Source organism: Roseovarius tolerans (assembly GCF_900109855.1).
GTDB lineage: Bacteria > Pseudomonadota > Alphaproteobacteria > Rhodobacterales > Rhodobacteraceae > Roseovarius > Roseovarius tolerans.
Map to the genome: position 1 here is coordinate 58,795 of NZ_FOBO01000018.1, position 20,431 is coordinate 79,225.

Annotated in this window: 19 protein-coding genes; 8 read left to right on the plus strand and 11 right to left on the minus strand. The window is 62.2% G+C overall.

The genetic code is table 11. The annotated features are described in order from the left end of the window. Nucleotides 1–16: 16 nt before the first annotated feature. From BMX04_RS15750 to ald, 4 genes are all read right to left on the minus strand, one after another. A complete protein-coding gene (locus BMX04_RS15750) occupies nucleotides 17–2,110 on the minus strand; it encodes a dipeptide ABC transporter ATP-binding protein (protein ID WP_420876412.1) in 2,094 nt (697 codons plus the stop codon). 23 nt (nucleotides 2,111–2,133) lie between these two features. Then, complete coding sequence (locus BMX04_RS15755) at nucleotides 2,134–3,318, minus strand: ABC transporter permease (protein ID WP_074787851.1); 1,185 nt, start codon at nucleotides 3,316–3,318, stop codon at nucleotides 2,134–2,136. A gap of 15 nt (nucleotides 3,319–3,333) precedes the next feature. Then, entirely contained in the window at nucleotides 3,334–4,380 is a 1,047-nt protein-coding gene (locus tag BMX04_RS15760) for an ABC transporter permease (RefSeq protein ID WP_074787852.1), read from the minus strand. Between the two features lie 127 nt (nucleotides 4,381–4,507). Next, a complete protein-coding gene (ald, locus tag BMX04_RS15765; protein WP_050663138.1) occupies nucleotides 4,508–5,620 on the minus strand; it encodes an alanine dehydrogenase in 1,113 nt (370 codons plus the stop codon). Nucleotides 5,621–5,759: 139 nt separating this feature from the next. On the opposite strand from ald, the gene BMX04_RS15770 reads away from it, so the two are divergent. Next, nucleotides 5,760–6,218, plus strand: coding sequence for an Lrp/AsnC family transcriptional regulator (locus BMX04_RS15770; RefSeq protein ID WP_050663137.1), 459 nt, complete (start codon nucleotides 5,760–5,762; stop codon nucleotides 6,216–6,218). A 298-nt stretch (nucleotides 6,219–6,516) separates the two neighbouring features. Here BMX04_RS15770 and BMX04_RS15775 read toward each other — a convergent pair whose 3' ends face one another. Both BMX04_RS15775 and BMX04_RS15780 read right to left on the minus strand, forming a co-directional pair. Further along, nucleotides 6,517–7,914 (minus strand): aspartate aminotransferase family protein, encoded by a 1,398-nt coding sequence (locus tag BMX04_RS15775; RefSeq protein ID WP_074787853.1) that lies wholly within the window; start codon nucleotides 7,912–7,914, stop codon nucleotides 6,517–6,519. 87 nt (nucleotides 7,915–8,001) lie between these two features. Beyond that, nucleotides 8,002–8,697: a GntR family transcriptional regulator gene (locus tag BMX04_RS15780; RefSeq protein ID WP_074787854.1), complete on the minus strand. Its 696-nt coding sequence runs from the start codon at nucleotides 8,695–8,697 to the stop codon at nucleotides 8,002–8,004. A gap of 159 nt (nucleotides 8,698–8,856) precedes the next feature. On the opposite strand from BMX04_RS15780, the gene BMX04_RS15785 reads away from it, so the two are divergent. From BMX04_RS15785 to BMX04_RS15805, 5 genes are all read left to right on the plus strand, one after another. Further along, nucleotides 8,857–9,930: a polyamine ABC transporter substrate-binding protein gene (locus BMX04_RS15785; protein WP_420876411.1), complete on the plus strand. Its 1,074-nt coding sequence runs from the start codon at nucleotides 8,857–8,859 to the stop codon at nucleotides 9,928–9,930. 71 nt (nucleotides 9,931–10,001) lie between these two features. After that, entirely contained in the window at nucleotides 10,002–11,366 is a 1,365-nt protein-coding gene (locus BMX04_RS15790) for an ABC transporter ATP-binding protein (RefSeq protein WP_074787855.1), read from the plus strand. Continuing rightward, complete coding sequence (locus BMX04_RS15795; protein WP_050663133.1) at nucleotides 11,363–12,253, plus strand: ABC transporter permease subunit; 891 nt, start codon at nucleotides 11,363–11,365, stop codon at nucleotides 12,251–12,253. Before BMX04_RS15790 ends, BMX04_RS15795 begins: the two co-directional genes overlap by 4 nt. A 79-nt stretch (nucleotides 12,254–12,332) precedes the next feature. Next, nucleotides 12,333–13,148 (plus strand): ABC transporter permease, encoded by an 816-nt coding sequence (locus BMX04_RS15800; RefSeq protein ID WP_074787856.1) that lies wholly within the window; start codon nucleotides 12,333–12,335, stop codon nucleotides 13,146–13,148. Then, entirely contained in the window at nucleotides 13,145–14,470 is a 1,326-nt protein-coding gene (locus BMX04_RS15805; protein ID WP_074787857.1) for an NAD(P)/FAD-dependent oxidoreductase, read from the plus strand. Before BMX04_RS15800 ends, BMX04_RS15805 begins: the two co-directional genes overlap by 4 nt. A gap of 243 nt (nucleotides 14,471–14,713) precedes the next feature. Here the strand turns inward: BMX04_RS15805 and BMX04_RS15810 are convergent, their stop codons facing one another. From BMX04_RS15810 to msrB, 3 genes are read right to left on the minus strand one after another with little or no spacing between them, the layout of a single operon-like run. Continuing rightward, nucleotides 14,714–15,652, minus strand: coding sequence for a DMT family transporter (locus BMX04_RS15810; protein WP_074787858.1), 939 nt, complete (start codon nucleotides 15,650–15,652; stop codon nucleotides 14,714–14,716). A 2-nt stretch (nucleotides 15,653–15,654) separates the two neighbouring features. After that, entirely contained in the window at nucleotides 15,655–16,167 is a 513-nt protein-coding gene (gene msrA / locus BMX04_RS15815; protein ID WP_074787859.1) for a peptide-methionine (S)-S-oxide reductase MsrA, read from the minus strand. Beyond that, on the minus strand, nucleotides 16,164–16,613 hold the full coding sequence (gene msrB / locus BMX04_RS15820; RefSeq protein ID WP_074787860.1) for a peptide-methionine (R)-S-oxide reductase MsrB: 450 nt from the start codon (nucleotides 16,611–16,613) through the stop codon (nucleotides 16,164–16,166). Before msrB ends, msrA begins: the two co-directional genes overlap by 4 nt. 127 nt (nucleotides 16,614–16,740) lie before the next feature. Here msrB and BMX04_RS15825 point away from each other — a divergent pair, with 127 nt between their 5' ends. After that, nucleotides 16,741–17,259, plus strand: coding sequence for a glutathione peroxidase (locus BMX04_RS15825; RefSeq protein WP_074787861.1), 519 nt, complete (start codon nucleotides 16,741–16,743; stop codon nucleotides 17,257–17,259). Here BMX04_RS15825 and BMX04_RS15830 read toward each other — a convergent pair whose 3' ends face one another. After that, nucleotides 17,260–19,041, minus strand: a complete 1,782-nt coding sequence (locus tag BMX04_RS15830; protein ID WP_074787862.1) for an IlvD/Edd family dehydratase — start codon at nucleotides 19,039–19,041, stop codon at nucleotides 17,260–17,262. It lies immediately after the preceding gene. A 106-nt stretch (nucleotides 19,042–19,147) separates the two neighbouring features. Between BMX04_RS15830 and denD the strand changes: the two genes are divergently transcribed. Continuing rightward, a complete protein-coding gene (gene denD / locus BMX04_RS15835) occupies nucleotides 19,148–20,125 on the plus strand; it encodes a D-erythronate dehydrogenase (protein ID WP_074787863.1) in 978 nt (325 codons plus the stop codon). Between the two features lie 99 nt (nucleotides 20,126–20,224). On the opposite strand, the gene BMX04_RS15840 is transcribed toward denD, so the two are convergent. After that, nucleotides 20,225–20,431: transposase (locus tag BMX04_RS15840; RefSeq protein ID WP_139194582.1), on the minus strand; the 207-nt coding region annotated here is incomplete at its 5' end.

Below are 20,431 nucleotides of genomic sequence, written 5' to 3' on the forward strand. Positions count from 1 at the left end.
GTCAACGCCGCCCCATTCACTCCGCCGCGATCTTGATCACCGGTTCCATACGGTCGAGCATCTCTTGGGACAGGTGGCATTTGACCTGATGGCCGGGGGCGAGGTCGCGCACCGGGGGCACCTCTTTTTCGCAGAGCCCGTTCGGCACCTCGGATTTCCAGCGGCAGCGCGTCTGGAACGGGCAACCGGGCGGCGGGTTCATCGCCGAAGGCACATCCCCCTCAAGCACGATATGGCGTTTTTTGACACTGGTATCGGCGATTGGCACCGCCGACAGCAGCGCCTCGGTATAGGGGTGATAGGGCGGCGAGAAGACCTGATCGGTGGTGCCGAGTTCAACCACATGGCCGAGATACATCACCATCACACGGTCGCTGAGATAGCGCACGATGGAAAGATCGTGTGAGATGAAGAGAAGCGTCGTCTTCTGCTTGCGCTGGATCTCCATCAGGAGATCTGTCACCGCCGCCTGCACACTCACATCGAGCGCCGAGACGGGCTCATCCGCCACCACGATCCGGGCGCCGCCGGCGAAGGCACGGGCGATGCCGACGCGCTGTTTCTGACCACCAGAGAGCTGCCGGGGCATGCGGTCGGCGAACTCGCGTGGCAATTTCACCAGATCGAGCAGGCGCAGCATCTCGTCTCGGCGTTCCTGATCCGTGGCACCGATGCCGAACACCTCGAGCGCGCGGATGATTTGGCGGCCCACGGTCATCGACGGGTTGAGCGTGTCAAACGGATTCTGGAACACCATCTGCACATCGGCCACGGTCTGCGTGTCGCGCTTTTCGATGGGGATGTCTTCGATATTGCGGTTGTCGAGCAGGATCTGCCCCTCGGTCGCCGTTTCCAGCCCCATCAGTACCTTGGCGAAGGTGGATTTGCCGCAGCCCGACTCGCCGACAATGGCCAGCGTCTCGCTCTCGCGCGCCTCGAAACTCAGCGTCTCGTTTGCCTTCACCACCTTCTTCGCGCCACCACCGCCGAAGAGCGCGTTGGCCGCGACCTCGTAATATTTCTTGAGCTTGTCCATCTTGAGCACGACCTGGCCCGGCTTGCCCGCCTCGTGCTGCGCCATCGCCTCGACGGGGGCGTTCCAATCGATGTCGCGGTAGCGCAGGCAGCGGGTCAAATGGCGGTCGTCTCCCTCGATCACTGCCATGGGAATCTCACCGGCATCGCATTGGCCACTCTGGAAATAGTCGCAGCGCGGCCCGAAATTGCAACCGTTGGGGCGTTCATGCGGCAGGGGGAAGTTGCCGGGAATGGCCTTGAGCGGACGGCTGTTCTTGTTCGCGCCGGGCAGCGGGATCGAGCGAAAGAGCGCCTGCGTGTAGGGGTGCTGCATCTTGTCGAATACGTCCTTGATGCTGCCGGTCTCGACCGCCTCGCCGGAATACATCACGCAGATCCGGTCGCAGGTTTCCAGCACGAGGCCGAGATTGTGGCTGATGAACAGCATCGAGGTGCCGTATTTGCGCCCCAGATCCTTGACCAGCTCCACCACAGCTGCCTCGACCGTCACGTCGAGCGCGGTGGTGGGCTCGTCGAGAATGAGCAGCGACGGTTTCGACATCAGCGCCATGGCGATGACGATGCGCTGCTGTTGGCCCCCCGAGAGCTGATGCGGATAGCTTTTCATGATGCGGTCGGGATCGGGCAGCTTGACGTCGTTCACCACTTCCAGCGCACGCGCCCAGGCGTCTTTCTCGGAGATGCCTTCGTGGATCATCGGCACTTCGATCAACTGACGGCCCACCTTCATGGCGGGGTTCAGCGACGCCATCGGCTCCTGATAAATCATCGCGATCTCGTTGCCGCGAATGTGGCGCAGCTCCGCCGCGCTCATCTTGCTCAGGTCCTGATCCTTGAAGCGGACCGAGCCGCCAACGATCCGGCCATTCACCCCCAGATCCTGCATCACGCCCAAGGCCACGGTGGATTTGCCGCAGCCGGATTCGCCAACGAGCCCCACGGCCTCGCCCGGCTGCACGGCGACGGAAAAATCCATCACCGCCGGGATTTCTCGCAACCGGGTGAAGAAGGAAATCGACAGGTTCTCGATCTCTAGGATCGGTCCGTCATAGTCTGGCTTGGCCATGTCCATCTCCTTCATCTTTCCATAAATACTCAATCCCGCAGGCTTTCTTCGCGCAGGCCGTCGGCCAGCAGGTTGAGCCCCAGAACGAGGCTCAAGAGCGCGAAGGCAGGCGGCAGGGCCGGGTGGAGGTAGAGCGACAAGAGCTTGCGCCCCTCGTTGATCGTGCTGCCCCAGTCCGGGCTCTCGGGGCTGAGGCCGAGGCCAAAGAATCCGAGCGTGCCGAGCAGGATCGTCGTGTATCCGATGCGCAGGCAGAAATCGACCAAGAGCGGCCCGCGAACGTTGGGCAGGATTTCCCACAGCATGATATACCACGGCCCCTCGCCACGGGTTTGCGCGGCGGCGACATAGTCGCGGGTCTTGATGTCCATGGTGAGGCCGCGCACGATGCGGAACACGGTGGGCGAGTTGACAAAGACCACCGCCACGAAGACCACCAGAAGGTTGGGCGGAAAGCTCACCAGGCCCAGCGGGTCGGCATTCCACGCGATCCCCGCATAGAGCCACAGCCCCACCACCAGTGTCACCCCGACATAGAGGTTGCGCGTCGCGGGCTGCGTGTGAAAGCGCGAGTTCCACAACAACACGAGGAAGATGATGGGAAAGATGAAGAGCACGGCGGCCATGTAGACCGGAATGCCGGTCAGCACGATCTCGGGCGTGACCAGCAGGTAGAAGAGCAGGATCACCGGGAAGGCGAGGATAAGATTGGCGAGGAAGGACAGGAATGTATCGAGCCGCCCGCCGTAATAGCCTGCTGGCAGGCCAAGCGTGATGCCCACCATGAAGGCAAAGAGGCTGGCGAAGGGGGCGATCTTGATCACCTCCCACGCGCCAACAACCATGCGGCTGAACACGTCGCGCCCGAGATTGTCGCCACCCAGCAGGTAATAGGGGTAGGCACCCTCGGCCACCTCGCCCATCAGCTTGGTATAGGGTGTCCCGGGCCCCTTGTTCTTCATTGAGGCTGATTGGTCGAGCACGTCATGCGTGGTGATGAGATCAAAAGCGCCACCGAAAACTCCGGTGAACACCCAGAACATCACCAGCGCGAAACCGACCATGCCGATGGGACTGTCAAAAAGCTTGCCATAGAGCCCGAGCCGCCGCTTGAAGGTGATCGACAGGGCGAAGGTGGCGATGATGGCAATCCAGACGGGAGTGAACTGTCCCAGTGTCCGCAGGATGATCTCGCCCCAGCTTAGTGCGTCCATGGTTCGGCCCTTCCGTTAGGTGACGCTGATGCGTGGATTGAGATAGACATAACCGATATCCGAGATGAGCTGCGTCACCAGGACGACGACGACCGACACCACCGACACCGCGAGCAGCAGTTCGATGTCGTTGTTGCTTGCCGCCTGAACGAGTGTCCAGCCGAAGCCCTTGTAGTTGAACAGCGTCTCGACGATCACCACGCCATTCAGCAGCCACGGGAATTGCAGCATGATGACGGTGAAGGGCGCGATCAGCGCGTTGCGCAGTGCGTGTTTCATGACGATATTGGGGAAGCTCACCCCTTTGAGCCGCGCGGTGCGGATATATTGCGCGGTCATCACCTCGGCCATCGAGGCGCGGGTCATTCGTGCGATGTATCCCATCCCGTAGAGCGCGATGGTCAGCACCGGCAGAAAGAAATTCTCGAAGGTCGGGTTTTCCATCGCGCTCGTTGCCGTGCCCTTGAACCATTTCAGGCCCACGGCGGTGCTGGCGAAGACCGCGATGAACAGCACCCCCGAGACATATTCAGGTGTCGCCGTGGTGGTGATCGCCAAGGTCGACAGCGTCCGGTCGGTGCGCGAGCCCTCGCGCATCCCCGCCATGACGCCGAGGATCAGCGCCGAGGGCACCATCAACAGCATCACCCAGAACATCAGCCGCCCGGTCAGAGCCAGCTTTTCACCGATGATCTCACCCACATCCTTTTTGAACACGGTGGAATAGCCCCAGTCGCCTTGCAGGATGCCGCAGAAACGCGGGGTGTCTTTGGGGGGTGTGCCGGGCTCAATGCAGCGTCCGCGCAGGGTGCCGTCCTCGGCTTGGGTGGTCCAGCCGGGCAGCGCGCCCATCCATTGGCCGTATTTGACCGGCAGAGGTTCCAGATATCCGTTGCGCCCGAGATAGCTGGCAACCTCTTCATCCGTCATGCGGAAATTGCCCTGCGTCTTGGCCAGCTTTTCGAGATTGGGATAGAGATTCGTCAGGAAAAAGACGACAAACGTCAGGCATAACGCAGTCAGGATCATAACCCCGAGCCTGCGCAGGATGAACATGGACATTTAGCGCCCCCTGTTGGCGTTTTTCCAGAAACGCTAGTCTACAGGGCGCGGCCGGTCCAGCATCATTTGCGACATCGATAGTCTATTTGCGTCACCGGCCCGGATGGGCCGGTGACGCGGATGACGATCAGAGCAGCGATTCGGGATGCACGCTTTCGATCCCGAGCGCCTCGCCCACGGCGGCGTAGGTGAGTTGTCCGGCATGCACGTTCAGGCCGTTTAGGAGGTGCCGGTCCTCGGCGCAGGCCTGTTTCCAACCCTTGTCGGCGAGCGCCAGCATGAAGGGCATCGTCGCGTTGCCAAGCGCGAGCGTCGAGGTGCGCGCCACGGCACCGGGCATGTTGGCGACGCAGTAATGCATGATCCCGTCCACCTCGTAGATCGGATCCTGATGGGTGGTCGCCTTCGAGGTCTCAAAGCAGCCGCCCTGATCGATCGCCACGTCCACGAGCACAGCACCTGGCTTCATCATTCCGAACTGATCACGGCGCACCAGCTTGGGCGCGGCGGCCCCGGGGATGAGCACAGCGCCGATCACCATATCGGCGAGTGGTAGCAATTCTTCCAGCAGACCGGCCGAGGAATAACCGGTCTTGAATGTGCCGCCGAACACGTCGTCGAGATAGCGCAGACGCGGCAGCGACCGGTCGAGAACGGTCACATCCGCGCCCATGCCCGCTGCGATCCTGGCCGCGTGGGTGCCGACAACGCCGCCGCCGATCACGATGACGCGGGCCGGGCCCACCCCGGGTACGCCGCCCATCAGCACACCGCGCCCGCCATTGGCCTTTTGCAGGGTCCAGGCGCCCACCTGCGGGGCGAGACGCCCGGCGACCTCGGACATCGGGGCCAACAGGGGCAGGCCGCCCGACCGGTCCGTCACCGTCTCATAGGCGATGGCGGTGCAGCCTGACGCCAGCAGGTCGCGCGTCTGTGCCTCATCGGGTGCCAGATGCAGATAGGTAAAGAGCAACTGCCCTTCGCGCAGCATCTTGCGCTCGGCGGCTTGCGGTTCCTTGACCTTGACGATCATGTCGGCGGTCGCGAAGACCTCGGCGGCGGTGTCGATGATGGTGGCGCCCGTTGCCTCATAGGCGGCATCATCAAAGCCCGCGCCGATGCCCGCGCCGGCCTGAATGATCACCTCGTGACCATGACTCACGGCTTCTTGCGCGGCATTGGGTGTCATCCCGACGCGAAATTCCTGGGGTTTGATTTCCGTGGGGCAGCCGATTTTCATGTCTGGATTCTCCTCCGATTGACTTGGCTGAAGAGTGCCGCAAATGGCGCGCAAGGCGATTGAAATTTCCCTCGTCCAAAAGGCATTTTTGTGAATAATGTTCACTGGAAATGCATTTGCTTCGAAAGGTCTTGTGCGTATGTCCCTGGATCAGACAGATCGGCGCTTGCTGCAGGTGCTTCAGCGGCGCGGCCGGATCTCCAACGCGGACCTGGCTGAGGAGGTCAATCTTTCGGCCTCGGCGTGTCATCGGCGGGTGCAGCGGTTGGAGGCGGATGGGTATATCAAGGGATATGTCGCGCTGCTGGATGTGCGCAAGATGGGGGTGCCTGCGACCATCTTTGTTGAGATCACGCTGAGCACGCAGGCGGATGAGGTTCTGGATGCGTTCGAGAAGGCCGTGGCGCGGGTGCCGGATGTGCTGGAATGTCACCTGACCGCGGGGGCGGCGGATTACATTCTCAAGATCGTGGCCGAGGATACCGAGGACTTTGCCCGCATCCACCGGCAATACCTGACACGGTTGCCCGGGGTTGCCAAAATGCAGTCAAGCTTCGCATTACGCACGGTTTTTTCGACCACGGCCTTGCCGGTCTGAGCGTCCCCGAACGGGGTTTTCCCGATCGTCCGGCAACCAAAAGCCCCGGTGTTTCCACCGGGGCCTACTGGCACGCACAGCCGTGAGTGATGGCGCACCTCGTTAACTTACTGTACGGAAAACTGCACACTCAGGAACTCGTTTACGCGTAACACACTATCCTTACGGACGGTGTAGTCATGGGGAAAAACGGATCGTTTGTCCCGTATGGAAAACCTTACCTCTGCGCTGAAAATCCGCATTACGTTACGTCAGTATCGCGTCGGTATTACGTCGGTATCGCGTCGGTGGCGTGCAGTCACGCCGCCGACTGCATCAGACCGTCCGCACGGATCGCCTGTTCGGCCTGATCGAGCGACATCCATGCCCGCTCGATCAGGGTGTCGATTTCGGATTTGGAAATCACCAGCGGCGGCGAGATGATCATCCGGTCGCCGACATGGCGCATCACCAGTTTGTTGGCAAAGCACCGCTCGCGGCAGATGTACCCGGCGGTGCCCGGGTCGGAGGCGAACTTGGCGCGGCTTGCCTTGTCGGGTGTCAGCGCGATGGAGCCCATCATGCCGACGATCTTTGCTTCGCCCACCATCGGGTGTTCGGCAAGGCTGTGCCATTTTTCCTGCAAGTAGGGACCGGTGTCATTCGCCACCCGCTCGACGATCTTTTCCTCTTCGAGGATGCGCAGGTTTTCGAGGGCCACGGCGCAGGAGACGGGGTGGCCGGAATAGGTGTAGCCATGGTTGAACTCGCAGGCGTTCATCACCTGCGCCACCTTGTCCGAGACGATCGAGCCGCCGATCGGCGCATAGCCGGAGCTGAGCCCCTTGGCGATGGTCATGATATCGGGGCGGATGTCATAGGTCTGGCTGCCGAACCAGTTGCCGGTGCGGCCGAATCCGCAGATCACCTCGTCGGCGATGAGCAGGATGCCGTATTTGTCGCAAATCCGCTGAATCTCGGGCCAGTAGCTGTCGGGCGGCACGATGACGCCGCCCGCGCCCTGCACCGGCTCGGCGATGAAGGCGGCGACGCGGTGCGCGCCCAGGTCCTCGATTTTGGCCTCAAGCTGGCGGGCGCGTTCGAGCCCGAACTCCTCGGGGTCGGTGTCGCCGCCTTCGGCATACCAGTTGGGCTGGTCGATATGATGAATGTCGGGGATCGGCATGCCGCCCTGCGCGTGCATGCCCGACATGCCACCAAGGCTTCCGCTGCCGACAGAGGAGCCGTGATAGGCGTTCTTGCGGCTGATGATCACGTTGCGCTCGGGCTCTCCCAACTGCGCCCAGTAGGTGCGGACCATGCGGATATTGGTGTCGTTGGCCTCGGAGCCGGAGCCGGCATAGAAGATATGGTTGAGATCACCCGGCGCCAGTTCCGCCAGCTTGGCCGAAAGGGCGATTGCGGGCACGTGGCTGGTCTGGAAGAAGGTATTGTAAAAGGGCAGTTCGCGCATCTGGCGGGCGGCGACATCGGCCAGTTCCTCGCGCCCGTAGCCGATATTGACGCACCAGAGCCCGCCCATGGCGTCGAGGATTTCGTTGCCTTCGCTGTCGGTCAGGGTGACGCCGCGCGCGCGGGTGATGATCCGCGCACCCTTGGCGTTGAGGCCGTCACCATGGGTGAACGGGTGCATGTGATGTGCGGCATCCAGCGCCTGAAGCTCGGCTGTGGGCATGTGGTTGGTGATCGTGCTCATGGCAATACCTCTCGCGAATGAGTGGCCCGGCGCGGGTGCGCGGGCGTTTTTACCAGAATATGATCAAATTATCCGCTGTCAATCGAATCAGTGCGCACGCGCCTTTGGGGCGATGGATTGGCGCACCTGCTCCATTCCCTGCACGACATCCTCGCGGATTGCGCGGGCGGCGGCCTCGGCATTGCCTGCGCGCATCGCGGCGAGCATGTCCTTGTGTTTGTCCGGCAGGTTCTGCGTTCCCATGCGCCCGCAGACCACCCGAAGGGACGGGCCGAAACGCAGCCATAGCCCATCCGCCACATCGGCGAGGATCGGGGCCTCGGCGAGTTCGTAAAGCCGCTTGTGAAAGCGGTAGTTCAATTCGAGGTAGCCGCGCAGATCGCCATGCGAGATCGCCCGATCCAGTTCGGTATCGAGGGCGGTCAGTTGGGCGAGGTCATCGCCGGTGGCCCGTTCCGTCGCGCGTGTGGTCAGATAGGGATCAAGCCATTGGCGTGCATATATTAATTCGCTGATGTTATCGGCCGATAGCAACGGCACGCTGACCCGCCTGTTGCCCTGGAATTCCAGCGCCCCTTCGGCGATCAGACGGCGGATCGCCTCGCGCACCGGGGTCATGCCTGCACCGAGCCGTTCGCTGAGGCCCTGAATGGTCACCGCCTGACCGGGTGCCAGATCACCGAAGAGCACGAGTGCGCGCAGTTGACGGTATATCAACTCATGCGCCGGAAGGCGGGCTGTCGCGGGGTCTTGGACGCTTAAATTCTGTGCGGCTTTGGGCATGAAGGGGGCATCCCGGGCATGGCTTTCAATCTCTGACCTTGCGAGTTTAGCGGCTGCGTGAAAACATTACCATATTGCCAGGCGTGGTATTTTTTGATCAAATCCGCGCCAAGGCAGAGAACATGCCGAAACCAACGGGAGACAATAATGCGAAATCTTATGCTGACCACCACTGCGACGCTTGCGCTTGCGGCGTCTGCCGCCTCGGCGCAGGAGGTCCGGGTCTATAACTGGTCCGACTATATCGACGAGGACCTGCTGACGCAGTTCGAAGAGGAAACCGGGCTCGACCTGATCTATGACGTGTTCGACAGCAATGAAGTGCTGGAAACCAAGATGCTCGCCGGTGGCTCGGGCTATGATGTGGTGGTGCCCACGGGCACATTCCTGCAGCGGCAGATCAGTGCAGGCGCGTTCCAGAAGCTGGACACATCCAAGCTGCCCAACCTCGACAACATGTGGGACGTGGTTGAAAAGCGCACGGCGAAATACGACCCCGGCAACGAGTATTCGATAAATTACATGTGGGGCACCACGGGCATCGGTGCCAATGTCGGCAAAGTGCAGGAATTGCTGGGCGAGGATGCGCCGCTCGACAGTCTCGAACTGGTGCTGAACCCCGAGAACATGGAAAAGCTGGCCGAATGCGGCGTGCATTTCCTTGATGCCCCCGCCGAGATGATTCCGATGGCGCTCAAGTATATCGGTGAAGATCCCGATAGCCATGACCCCGAGGTGATCGCAAAGGTCGAGCCGGTCCTGATGGCGGTGCGCCCGCATATCCAAAAATTCCACAGCTCGGAATATATCAACGCGCTGGCGAATGGCGACATCTGCGTCGCTGTCGGCTGGTCGGGTGATATCCTGCAAGCCCGCGACCGCGCGGCAGAGGCCGATAACGGGGTCGAGATCGTCTATAATGCGCCCAAGGAAGGCGCGCAGATGTGGTTTGACCAGATGGCGATTCCGGTCGATGCGCCCAACCCTGAAGGCGCGCATACGTTCCTGAATTTCATCATGGATGCCGAGAACATGGCTGCCGCGTCGAACTATGTCTATTACGCAAACGGCAACAAGGCGTCGCAGGAATATCTGATCGAGGATGTGATCGGCGATCCGGCGATCTATCCGTCGCAGGAGGCGCTCGACAACCTCTTTACCACGACGCCCTACCCGGCGAAGGTGCAGCGGACGGTGACGCGTCTGTGGACCAAGATCAAGTCCGGCACCTGATCGGACGGCATGACCGACCCGCGCGAGGCCAAGCCCCCGCGCGGGTTTTCTCAATCCAGCCGGGGACAGGCATGTCACAAACCGTATTCGAGCCGTGGAACGATCCGGACGCCAAGCCGCTGATTCAGTTCAAGAACGTCACCAAGCGGTTCGGTGAGTTCACCGCGATCGACAATCAGAGCTTTGACATCTACGAGAAGGAGTTCTTTGCCCTGCTCGGGCCGTCGGGCTGCGGCAAGACGACGATGATGCGGATGCTGGCGGGGTTCGAGAAACCGACCGAGGGCACAATTCTGTTGGGCGGACAGGATATCGCGCCGTTTCCACCAAACAAGCGGGCAGTGAACATGATGTTCCAGTCCTACGCGCTGTTTCCACATCTGTCGGTGTGGGACAATATCGCCTTTGGGCTGAAGCGGGACGGCAAGTCGAAGGATGAGATCGCGGCGCGGGTGGAGGAGATGCTCAAGCTGACGCGGCTGGAGCAATTCGCGCGACGCAAGCCGCATCAGATTTCAGGCGGGCAGCGGCAGCGGGTGGCGTTGGCGCGTAGCCTCGCCAAGGCGCCGAAGCTCTTGTTGCTGGATGAGCCGCTGGGCGCGCTCGATGCCAAGCTGCGGCAGGCGACGCAATTCGAACTGATGGATATTCAGGAAAAGACCGGCACGACCTTTGTCATCGTCACCCATGATCAGGAAGAGGCGATGACGGTGGCGAGCCGGGTTGCGGTGATGGATACGGGCAAGATCATTCAGGCCGATACGCCGCAGGTGATCTACGAGGCCCCGGCCTCGCGTTACGTCGCGGATTTCATCGGTGATGTGAACCTGATCGACGGGATGGCCGAGGCGCGCGAGGGCGGTGCAGAGGCGGCATCGACTGCCGAATCTGAGACGCCGGCACAGTTCGAGGCGGAGATCCCCGCCGCAGAGACTGCGCCCCGCGCGCCGCAACCCAATGAGCGCGGCAAGTGGCTGCATGACAAGCTGTTCAAGTATATTCTCGGGCCGCGTGAGGATGCGCCCAAGCAGTTGCCGCCGCCGACGCCCGAGGAAAGCAAGGCGGCCGCATCTGCGGTGCAGCCTTACGCGATCGCTCCGGGCGGGATCACCATTCACTGGGCCGAGGGGCAGCCGCCGCTGATTGCCAGCAATGGCGATCCGGCGCTTGCCGGGAAGCGCGTGACGCTGGCGGTGCGGCCTGAAAAGCTGGGCATTTCCAAGGACAGGCCGGAGTCGGCCAATGCGCTCAGGGGCAAGGTGATCGACATTGCCTATCTGGGCAACCTGTCGACCTATCACGTCGAACTGGCCAATGGCACGATGGTCAAGGCACAGCTGGCCAATACTCGGCGTGTCGCGCAGCGCGACATTACCTGGGAAGACAAGGTCTGGATCAGTTTCCGCGATACCGCCGGTGTGGTGCTGGGCGAATGAGACGCGCGACGCTCATCCTGTTGCCCTATCTGTGGCTGCTGGCGCTGTTCCTGGTGCCCTTTGTCATCGTGCTCAAGATCAGTCTGAGCGATATCGAACTGGCGATTCCGCCTTATACCCCGACGCTCGATCTCTCGGAGGGCTGGAAGGGACTCCGGGATTTCTTCGCCGGGCTCGATTTCGAGAATTTCGTGTTTTTGACGACCGATGATTTGTATTGGAAGGCCTATCTGTCGTCTTTGCAGATCGCTTCTATCGCCACCTTGTGCACGCTGCTGGTGGGCTATCCGATCGCCTATGGCATGGCCAATGCGCCCGATCACTGGCGCCCGACGTTGATGATGCTGGTGATCCTGCCGTTCTGGACCTCGTTCCTGATCCGGGTCTATTCGTGGATGGGAATCCTGTCGACCGAGGGCTATCTCAATCAGCTCTTGTTGAGCCTTGGCCTGATTTCCGAGCCGCTGACCATCCTCAACACGCCCGTGGCGGTCTATATCGGCATCGTCTACACCTATCTGCCCTTCATGATCCTGCCGATCTATTCGGCGTTGGAGCGGATGGACGGATCCTTGCTGGAGGCGGCCGAGGATCTGGGGTGTTCGCGGATCAAGGCGTTCTGGCTGATTACAATACCGCTGTCGAAAACCGGCATCATCGCGGGCTGCTTTCTGGTCTTCATCCCGACCATCGGTGAATTCGTGATCCCGTCGCTTCTGGGCGGGTCGCAGACGCTGATGATCGGCAAGGTGTTGTGGGAAGAGTTCTTCAACAACCGCGACTGGCCGGTGGCGAGTGCTGTGGCGGTGGTGCTGTTGCTGATCCTGATCATTCCTATCGTGCTGTTCCAGCGCAACGAGCAGAAACAGCGGGAGGCCGAGGGATGACGCGACGGTTGCAGACGAAATCTTTGAAAGATTTCGATCCGATTTCTTTTGAAGAAATCGTTCATCCGAGGGTGTGCGCATGAGACGTCTGACATGGTTCAACGCCACCTCGCTCACGCTCGGCTTTGCCTTTCTCTACCTGCCGATGATCATCCTCATCGTCTACAGCTTCAACGAATCGAAGCTGGTGACGGTCTGGGCCGGATTCTCGACCAAGTGGTATGGCACGCTGATACAGAACGAGGCGTTTCTCGATGCGGCCTGGGTGACGATACAGGTGGCGGTGGTGTCCTCGACCATCGCCACGGTGCTGGGCACCATGGCCGCATTGGTGCTGGTGCGGGCGGGGCGGTTTTATGGGCGGACACTGTTTTCGGGGATGATCTACGCGCCGCTGGTGATGCCCGAGGTGATCACCGGCCTGTCGCTCTTGCTATTGTTCATCGGGATTGGGCTGGATCGGGGGATTTTCACAATCATCCTCGCGCATACCACCTTTTCGATGTGTTTCGTGTCGGTGGTGGTGTCGTCGCGTTTGGTGACCTTTGACCGGTCGCTGGAAGAGGCGGCGCTTGATCTGGGGTGCTCGCATTTCGACGCGTTCCGCCTTGTGACCCTGCCGATCATCGCGCCTGCGGTGATTTCCGGCTGGCTATTGGCGTTCACGCTGTCGCTTGACGATCTGGTGATCGCCTCCTTCACCGCCGGGCCGTCGGCCACGACACTGCCGATCAAGATCTGGTCGTCGATCCGGCTGGGGGTCAGCCCCGAGATCAACGCGCTCTCGACCATCATGATCGCCATCGTGGCGGTCGGGGTGATCACCGCGTCGCTGATCACCAAACGCGCCAGCCTGCGCCAACAGGCCGACGAACGCGCCGCCGTTCACGCATGAACCGCGTCTATCCGGCGCATGCCTATGGCGAGGGGCCGCGTGCGGGCTGTTACTGGCCGACCACCGTGGTTCCGCGCGATTACCCGGCGGCGGAGGGACGGATCACCTGCGATGTGGCGGTAATCGGCGCGGGGTTCACCGGGCTGTCGGCGGCACTGCATCTGGCCGAGGCCGGTCAGGATGTCCGGGTGTTCGAGGCGCAGGTGCCTGGTTGGGGGGCGTCTGGGCGCAATGGCGGGTTCTGCTGCCTGGGCGGCTCTGCCGCGTCGGACACGATCCTGCGCAAGACCCATGGCGAGGACGCGCGGCGGGAGTATCGCCGTGCAGAGGTTGAGGCGGCACGGTTTGCCCGTGACCTGATCACGCGGCTCGGGATTGAGGCCGATCTGCATTCCGAGGGTGAGACACTGCTGGCGCATACGCCGCGCGCGGTTGCGGGGTTTGCCGCGCGGGCTGCGCAGATCGAGGCGGATTACGGCGTGGTGCCGGAGGTAATCTCAGGCTCTGAACTGGCGCAGATGGGCATGAAGGGACCATTTCATGCCGCGCTCACCACGCCCGTCGGCGTGGCGCTCAACCCGATGAAATATACGCTTGGGTTGGCGGAGGCGGCAGTGCGCGCCGGGGCGCGTGTTCATGGGCAGTCCCCGGTGAGTGCGATCCGGCAGGACGGGGTGTTTCACCTGACCACGCCGCAGGCGCAGATCACCGCGCGGCGGCTGATCGTGGCGACCAATGGCTATTCGTCGGATGACCTGCCGGGGTGGATGCGGGCGCGCTACCTGCCGACGCAATCGAATGTGATCGTGACCCGGGTGATGAGTGATGATGAACTGGCCGCGCAGGGCTGGACCACGCGGCAGATGTGTTATGATGACCGGTTTTTTCTGCATTATTTCCGGTTGATGCCCGATAACCGGATGCTGTTCGGGATGCGCGGCGGGCTGTTTTCCTCGGCTCGGTTCGATGCGCGGATGGATCGCACGATCCGGGCGCATTTCGAGCGGATGTTCCCGGCATGGGCCGATGTCGAGACGTCGCATAGCTGGAATGGCCTCTTGTCGCTGTCGCCGGATCTTACGCCCTATGCCGGGCCGATCCCGGATATGCCGGGCGCGTTCACCGGGCTGAGTTATCATGGCAATGGGGTGGCGATGGGGAGTTATGCCGGGGCGCTGCTGGCCGATCTGGCGATGGACCGGGTGCCGGGGCGTCTTTATCCGGAGATCCTGCGCAAGCCGCCGGGGCGTTGGCCTTTGGGGCGGCTGCGCCGGGCGATGCTCTGGCCGCCTTATGCGCTGGCGACGTTGACGGGGGGGTAGGCTGGGGGTGTTTTGGCCTAAACCCTACGTACACACCGCCCGCGCGAAACGCACCGAAGGTGCCGCGTGATCGCCGGGCCGTCTCGCGGCCTGGCGATATGATAGGGCGCGCAACGTGTTGAGTTTAGAATGACTTGGCTGGGATAAAGTACCCGCATCTGCCGTTGCATCGCCAGTCCCCGGCCCTGCGATCACGCGGCACCTTCTGGCGGGGTGCTATGTCCGCTTCAGGCTATTCCCACCCTATTCCGGTGTCCGCGCAGAGCGGGCCCTATTACGTCTGATCCCCAGCTGATGCTCGCGCCAGATGATGATGATCCCGGCCAGAATGACCAGCGATGCGCCGGTGAGCATGGCGCTGGTCGGGACCTCGTCGAAGATGAAATACCCGATCCCGAGTGCCAGGAGGATCGAGGCGTAGTCGAACGGGGCGACGACGCTGGCATCGGCGAAGCGGTAGGATGAGGTGAGGAAAATCTGCCCCAGACCGCCCAGAAGCCCGGCGAGGACCAGAAGGCCGAATTCCGGGCCGGAGGGCAGAACCCAGCCGAAGGGAATAGTCAGGAAGGAGAGCAATGTGGAGGTTACGGAGAAGTAGAAGACGATGGCGCTGGTCTCTTCGGTCTGCACCAGTTTGCGCACGTAGATTTGCGCCAGTGCTGCGCAGATCGCGCCGGTGAGGGCGAGCATCGCGCCCACGGCCTGCATCGTCTCGACGGTCGGGCCGCTCAGCGCCGTGAGGCGCGGGGCAAGCACGATCAACACGCCCGCAAGACCGAGGCCGACCGCGCCGATCCGAAAGAGGCCGACCTGCTCGTTGAGGAACATTGCCGCGAAGACCACCACCAGCAAGGGGGCGGCATATCCCAGGGCCGTGACCTCTGGCAGTGGCAGCAGGCCGAGCGCGGCAAATCCCAGCCCCATGGCCGCCGTGCCGACAAAGCCGCGCCAGAAATGGTTTAGCGGCGAGCGGACCCTGAGACCGGTGCGCAGGTCGCCGCGCAGCATGAGCCAGACGAGGATCACCGGGATGGCGAAGAACGAGCGGAATAACACCGCCTCGCCGGGGGGAATGTGCCCCGACGTGGCCTTGATCAGCGAGGCCATGGTGATGAAGAGCGTGACCGACGTGATCTTGAGCGCGATCCCGGTGAGGGGGCGGGCGCGGTCCGGGGGTGCCATGGTCAGGCGTCCGTGTCCGCCTCCTTGCGGGGCAAGACCCAATCGGCGCGCGGGAAGTGGCAGGTATAACCCTTTGGGAAGCGTTTCAGGTAATCCTGATGCTCTGGCTCTGCCTCCCAGAAATCGCCGACGGGCTCGACCTCGGTGACGACCTTTCCGGGCCAGAGGCCGCTGGCCTCGACATCGGCGATGGTGCGCTGCGCCTCGGCCTTTTGCTCTTCGGAGCAGTAGTAGATCGCCGAGCGATAGCTCATCCCTACGTCATTGCCCTGTCGATAGAGGGTGGTCGGATCATGGATCTGGAAGAACACCTCGAGAATGCGCCGATAGCTGAGTTTGGCGGGGTCGAAGACGATCTCGATGCCTTCGGCATGGGTGCCGTGATTGCGATAGGTTGCATTGGGCACATCGCCGCCGGTATAGCCCACGCGGGTCGATATCACGCCGGGCAGCTTGCGGATGAGATCCTGCATGCCCCAGAAACAGCCACCGGCCAGAACTGCACGTTCGCTCATGTCATATCCTCCACCTGATCGAGATACGCGCCATATCCCTGCGCTTCCATGTCGTCGCGATGAATGAATCGCAGGCTTGCCGAATTGATGCAATAGCGCAAGCCGCCCCGGTCGCTGGGACCATCGGGAAAGACATGGCCCAAGTGGCTGTCGCCATCGCGGCTGCGCACCTCGGTGCGGATCATGCCCATGGTGAAATCATGTTTTTCGGCCACGTGGGCAGGTTCGATGGGCTTGGTGAAACTGGGCCAGCCGCAGCCGGATTCATACTTGTCGGAACTGGCGAAGAGTGGCTCTCCGCTGACGATATCGACGTAGATGCCCGGCTCCTTGTTATTCAGGTATTTGCCGGTGCCGGGGCGTTCGGTGCCGTTCTTCTGTGTCACCCGGTATTCTTCGGGTGAGAGGGCGGCGATCCTGTCGGGGTCTTTGCGGTATTCGGTCACGTCTCGCGCCTCCTGTGCTATGGTTCAGGATAACAGATGGGGCGCGGGCCGGAAAATGGAATAGCGGGGCAGAGTGATCCACCGCCGGGGTCGCGACGTAAATCACGTAATTTTTCGGAGAATTGACATGCGCCTGATCATCGCCTTTTTCGCCGCTTTTTTCGCCCTGCCTGCCGCTGCGCTCGATCTGGCAGCCCCGTTCGGCAATATCGACGGAGGAGAAATCCGGCTCAGCGATTGGCGGGGGCAACCGGTGCTGGTCGTCAACACCGCGTCGCGCTGTGGGTTCACCCATCAGTATGACGGGTTGCAGGCGCTTTACGACGAATATCGTGACCGGGGGCTGGTGGTTCTTGCGGTGCCGTCCGATGATTTCCGGCAGGAATTGTCGAGCGAGGCCGAGGTCAAGGATTTCTGCGAGGTCAATTTCGGCCTCGATATCCCGATGACGACGATCACGCCGGTGCGCGGATCGCAGGCACACCCGTTTTACGCCTCGCTCGCGCAAGAGGCGGGGTTTGCGCCCTCGTGGAACTTCAACAAGGTGCTGATCGGTCCTGATGGTGCGGTCGCGGGCACATGGGGATCGGTCGCGCGCCCGACCTCGAAAGAGATCACCGGGCGTATCGAGGCGCTCTTGCGCTGATCAGTGATTGTCGCGCGGCAGGTCGCGCGCGACGCGCTGATAGGCGGTTGCCAGTTCGAGGCAGCCCCCATCCGAGAGTTGCCCGACATGGCGGCGATATATCTCCTGCCACGGGGTATGGCTCTCCAGGTCAGGGGCGGACCAGTCGGCCTGACGCTGCGCCCATTCCTTTGGATCTACCAACGCGTCCATCGTGGCGGTGTTGAGATCGAGCCGCACCCGGTCGCCGGTTTGCAGATAGGCCAGCCCGCCGCCCACCACCGATTCGGGAGAGGCGTTGAGGATTGACGGGCTTTCGGAGGTGCCCGATTGCCGCCCGTCACCGACCGTGGGCAGGTGCCGTACGCCTGCGCGCAGCAGCGCATCGGGGGGCTGCATGTTCACCACCTCGGCCGAGCCCGGATAGCCGACGCAGCCGACATTGCGGATGAAGAGGATCGTGTGCTCGTCGATGGCAAGGTCCGGGTCGTTGATGCGGGTGTGGTAATCCTCTGGCCCCTCGAAGACCACGGCGCGGGCCTCGAATATCCCCTCGGCGCCGGGGGTGGAGAGGAACCGGTCGCGGAACGCATCTGAGATCACGGAGGTTTTCATCAGCGCGGAGTCGAAGAGATTGCCCGACAGGACGAGAAAGCCCGCCTTTTCGCGCAAGGGCCGGTGATAGGGGCGGATCACGTCGTGGTCGTGGCTGTCGCGACCGGCGAGGTTGTCGCCCATGGTCTTGCCGGTGGCGGTCATCACGTGGGCATGCAGGCGCCCGGCCTTCATGAGTTCGGCCATTACCGCAGGCACGCCGCCCGCACGGTGGAAGCTTTCGCCGAGATATTCTCCGGCGGGCTGCATGTTGACGAGAAGCGGTTCGTCGAAGCCGACGGTCTGCCAATCGGTGATGTGCAGCGCCACGCCCGCATGGCGCGCGATGGCCTGAAGGTGCGGCGGCGCGTTGGTCGATCCGCCGATGGCGGTGTTGGTCTTGATCGCGTTCTCGAACGCCTTGCGCGTCAGGACGTCGGAAGGTTTGAGATCCTCAAACACCATGTCAACGATGCGCCGTCCGGTGGCATAGGCCATTTCCATGCGTTCGCGGAACGGGGCGGGGATTGCCGCAGCACCGGTCAGTGTCATGCCGAGGGCCTCGGCCATGGCGTTCATCGTCGAGGCGGTGCCCATGGTATTGCAATGGCCCAGCGAGGGGGCCGAGGCGCAGGCGCGCTCCATGAACTCTTCGTAGTCGATGCGGCCTTCGGCGAGCAGGCGGCGCGCCTCCCAGATCACGGTGCCGGAACCTGCGCGCTGACCCTTGTACCAGCCATCGAGCATTGGCCCGCCATTGAGGGCGATTGCCGGAATGTCGACGGTTGCCGCGCCCATGAGTTGCGCGGGCGTGGTCTTGTCGCAGCCGGTGGTCAGCACGACGCCGTCGATGGGATAGCCGTGCAGCACCTCGACGAGGCCGAGATAGGCAAGGTTGCGGTCGAGCGCCGCCGTGGGGCGCTTGCCGGTTTCCTGAATGGGATGCACCGGGAATTCCATCGGGATGCCGCCCGCGTCGCGGATGCCGGCCTTGATCCGGTCCATCAGGAAGATGTGGATCTTGTTGCAGGGGGCAAGATCGGAGCCGGTATTGGCGATGCCGATGACGGGGCGACCGCTCTGGAGTTCTTCGCGGGTGAAGGTCTGGTTCTGATAGCGTTCGAGATAGAGCGCGGTCATGCCCGGGTTGTCGGGATTGTCGAACCACTCCTGCGAGCGGAAACGCCCGGATTTCGGCGCTTTGGTCATGGTCTCCTCCGGCGGGTGGGCTGCTTGTGGCGAGCATCATGGCTGATATACCGGGACGCAAGGCAATAATCGGCCCGGTCGGGGGCAGGTGAGGGGGGAGACAGGTATGAATATCGTCATCATCGGCGGGGCCGGGTTTCTGGGGCAAAAGCTGGCGCGTGCGCTGGTGGCGCGGGGCAGGCTGAACGGTCAGCCGGTGCGTCGCATCACGCTTGCGGATGTGACCGATCCGGTGGGGATCGAGGGGGCGGTGCCGGTGGATACGGTGCGGTGTGATATCACCGATCCGGCCTCGGTGGCGCGGGTCATCACCGATGAGACGCAGGTGGTCTATCATCTTGCCGCTGTGGTGTCCTCGCGTGCCGAGGAGGCGTTCGAGGAGGGGATTCAGATCAACCTTCACGGGACGCTCAACATATTGGAGCGCTGTCGGGCGCTGGGCACGGCGCCGCTGCTGATCTTCACCTCGTCGCTGGCGGTTTATGGCGGCGAGGTTCCTGATCCGATCACCGAGGTGTCGCTGCTCAATCCGCAGAATTCTTACGGCACGCAGAAGGCCGTGGGCGAGTTGCTGGTCAACGATTATGCGCGCAAGGGTTATATCGACGGGCGCGGTGTGCGCCTGCCGACGATCTCGATCCGCCCCGGCAAGCCGAACCGCGCAGCGTCGAGTTTCATGTCGTCGATCCTGCGCGAGCCGCTCAATGGGCAGTGGGCCAATTGCCCGGTGGATGAGGATTTCCGGCACTACTATCTGAGCCCGCGCAAATGCGTTGAGAACCTGATCCGGGTGGCGGAGATTTCGGCCGGGGATCTGGGAGGCAACCGCATCCTGCAGATGCCGGGGCGGACCCTGTCGATCCGGCAGATGATCGACGCGATGACGGCCGTGGCGGGGCCTGAGCCCGCGCGCCTGATCACCTGGCAGCCGGAAGAGGCGGTGCGCCGGATCGTGGGGGGCTGGCGGTTCGATATCCATGCCGACCGGGCGCTTGCGCTGGGGCTGGAGGCGGATGGCAGCTTTGATGAGAATGTGCGGGCCTATAAGGCTTATCCCTTTTGTTCCGGCGGGACTACATGTTGAGGCGACAGAGTTCTTGATTGTGGATTGAGGCACGGATTAGATCCGTTTGCAGCGTTGCTCGGGCATGCAGAGCGTAGCTTTTACCGTGAAAGACGGTTCTCAGACGCGCTGATCGACGAAATCACGATAGGTCGCCGGTGCGAGACCGGCCCCGATCCCGAGCAGCGTATCAAAAGCGCTCTGCATGTGTCGCCGCCGGTTCCAGCGGAACACGAACTCGTCAAGGTAGCGTTGCAGATGGCGTTTCCTGAGGCCGTGAAACACACCTTTCGCCCATCGCTTCAGGTTGGAGAACACGCGGTGAAC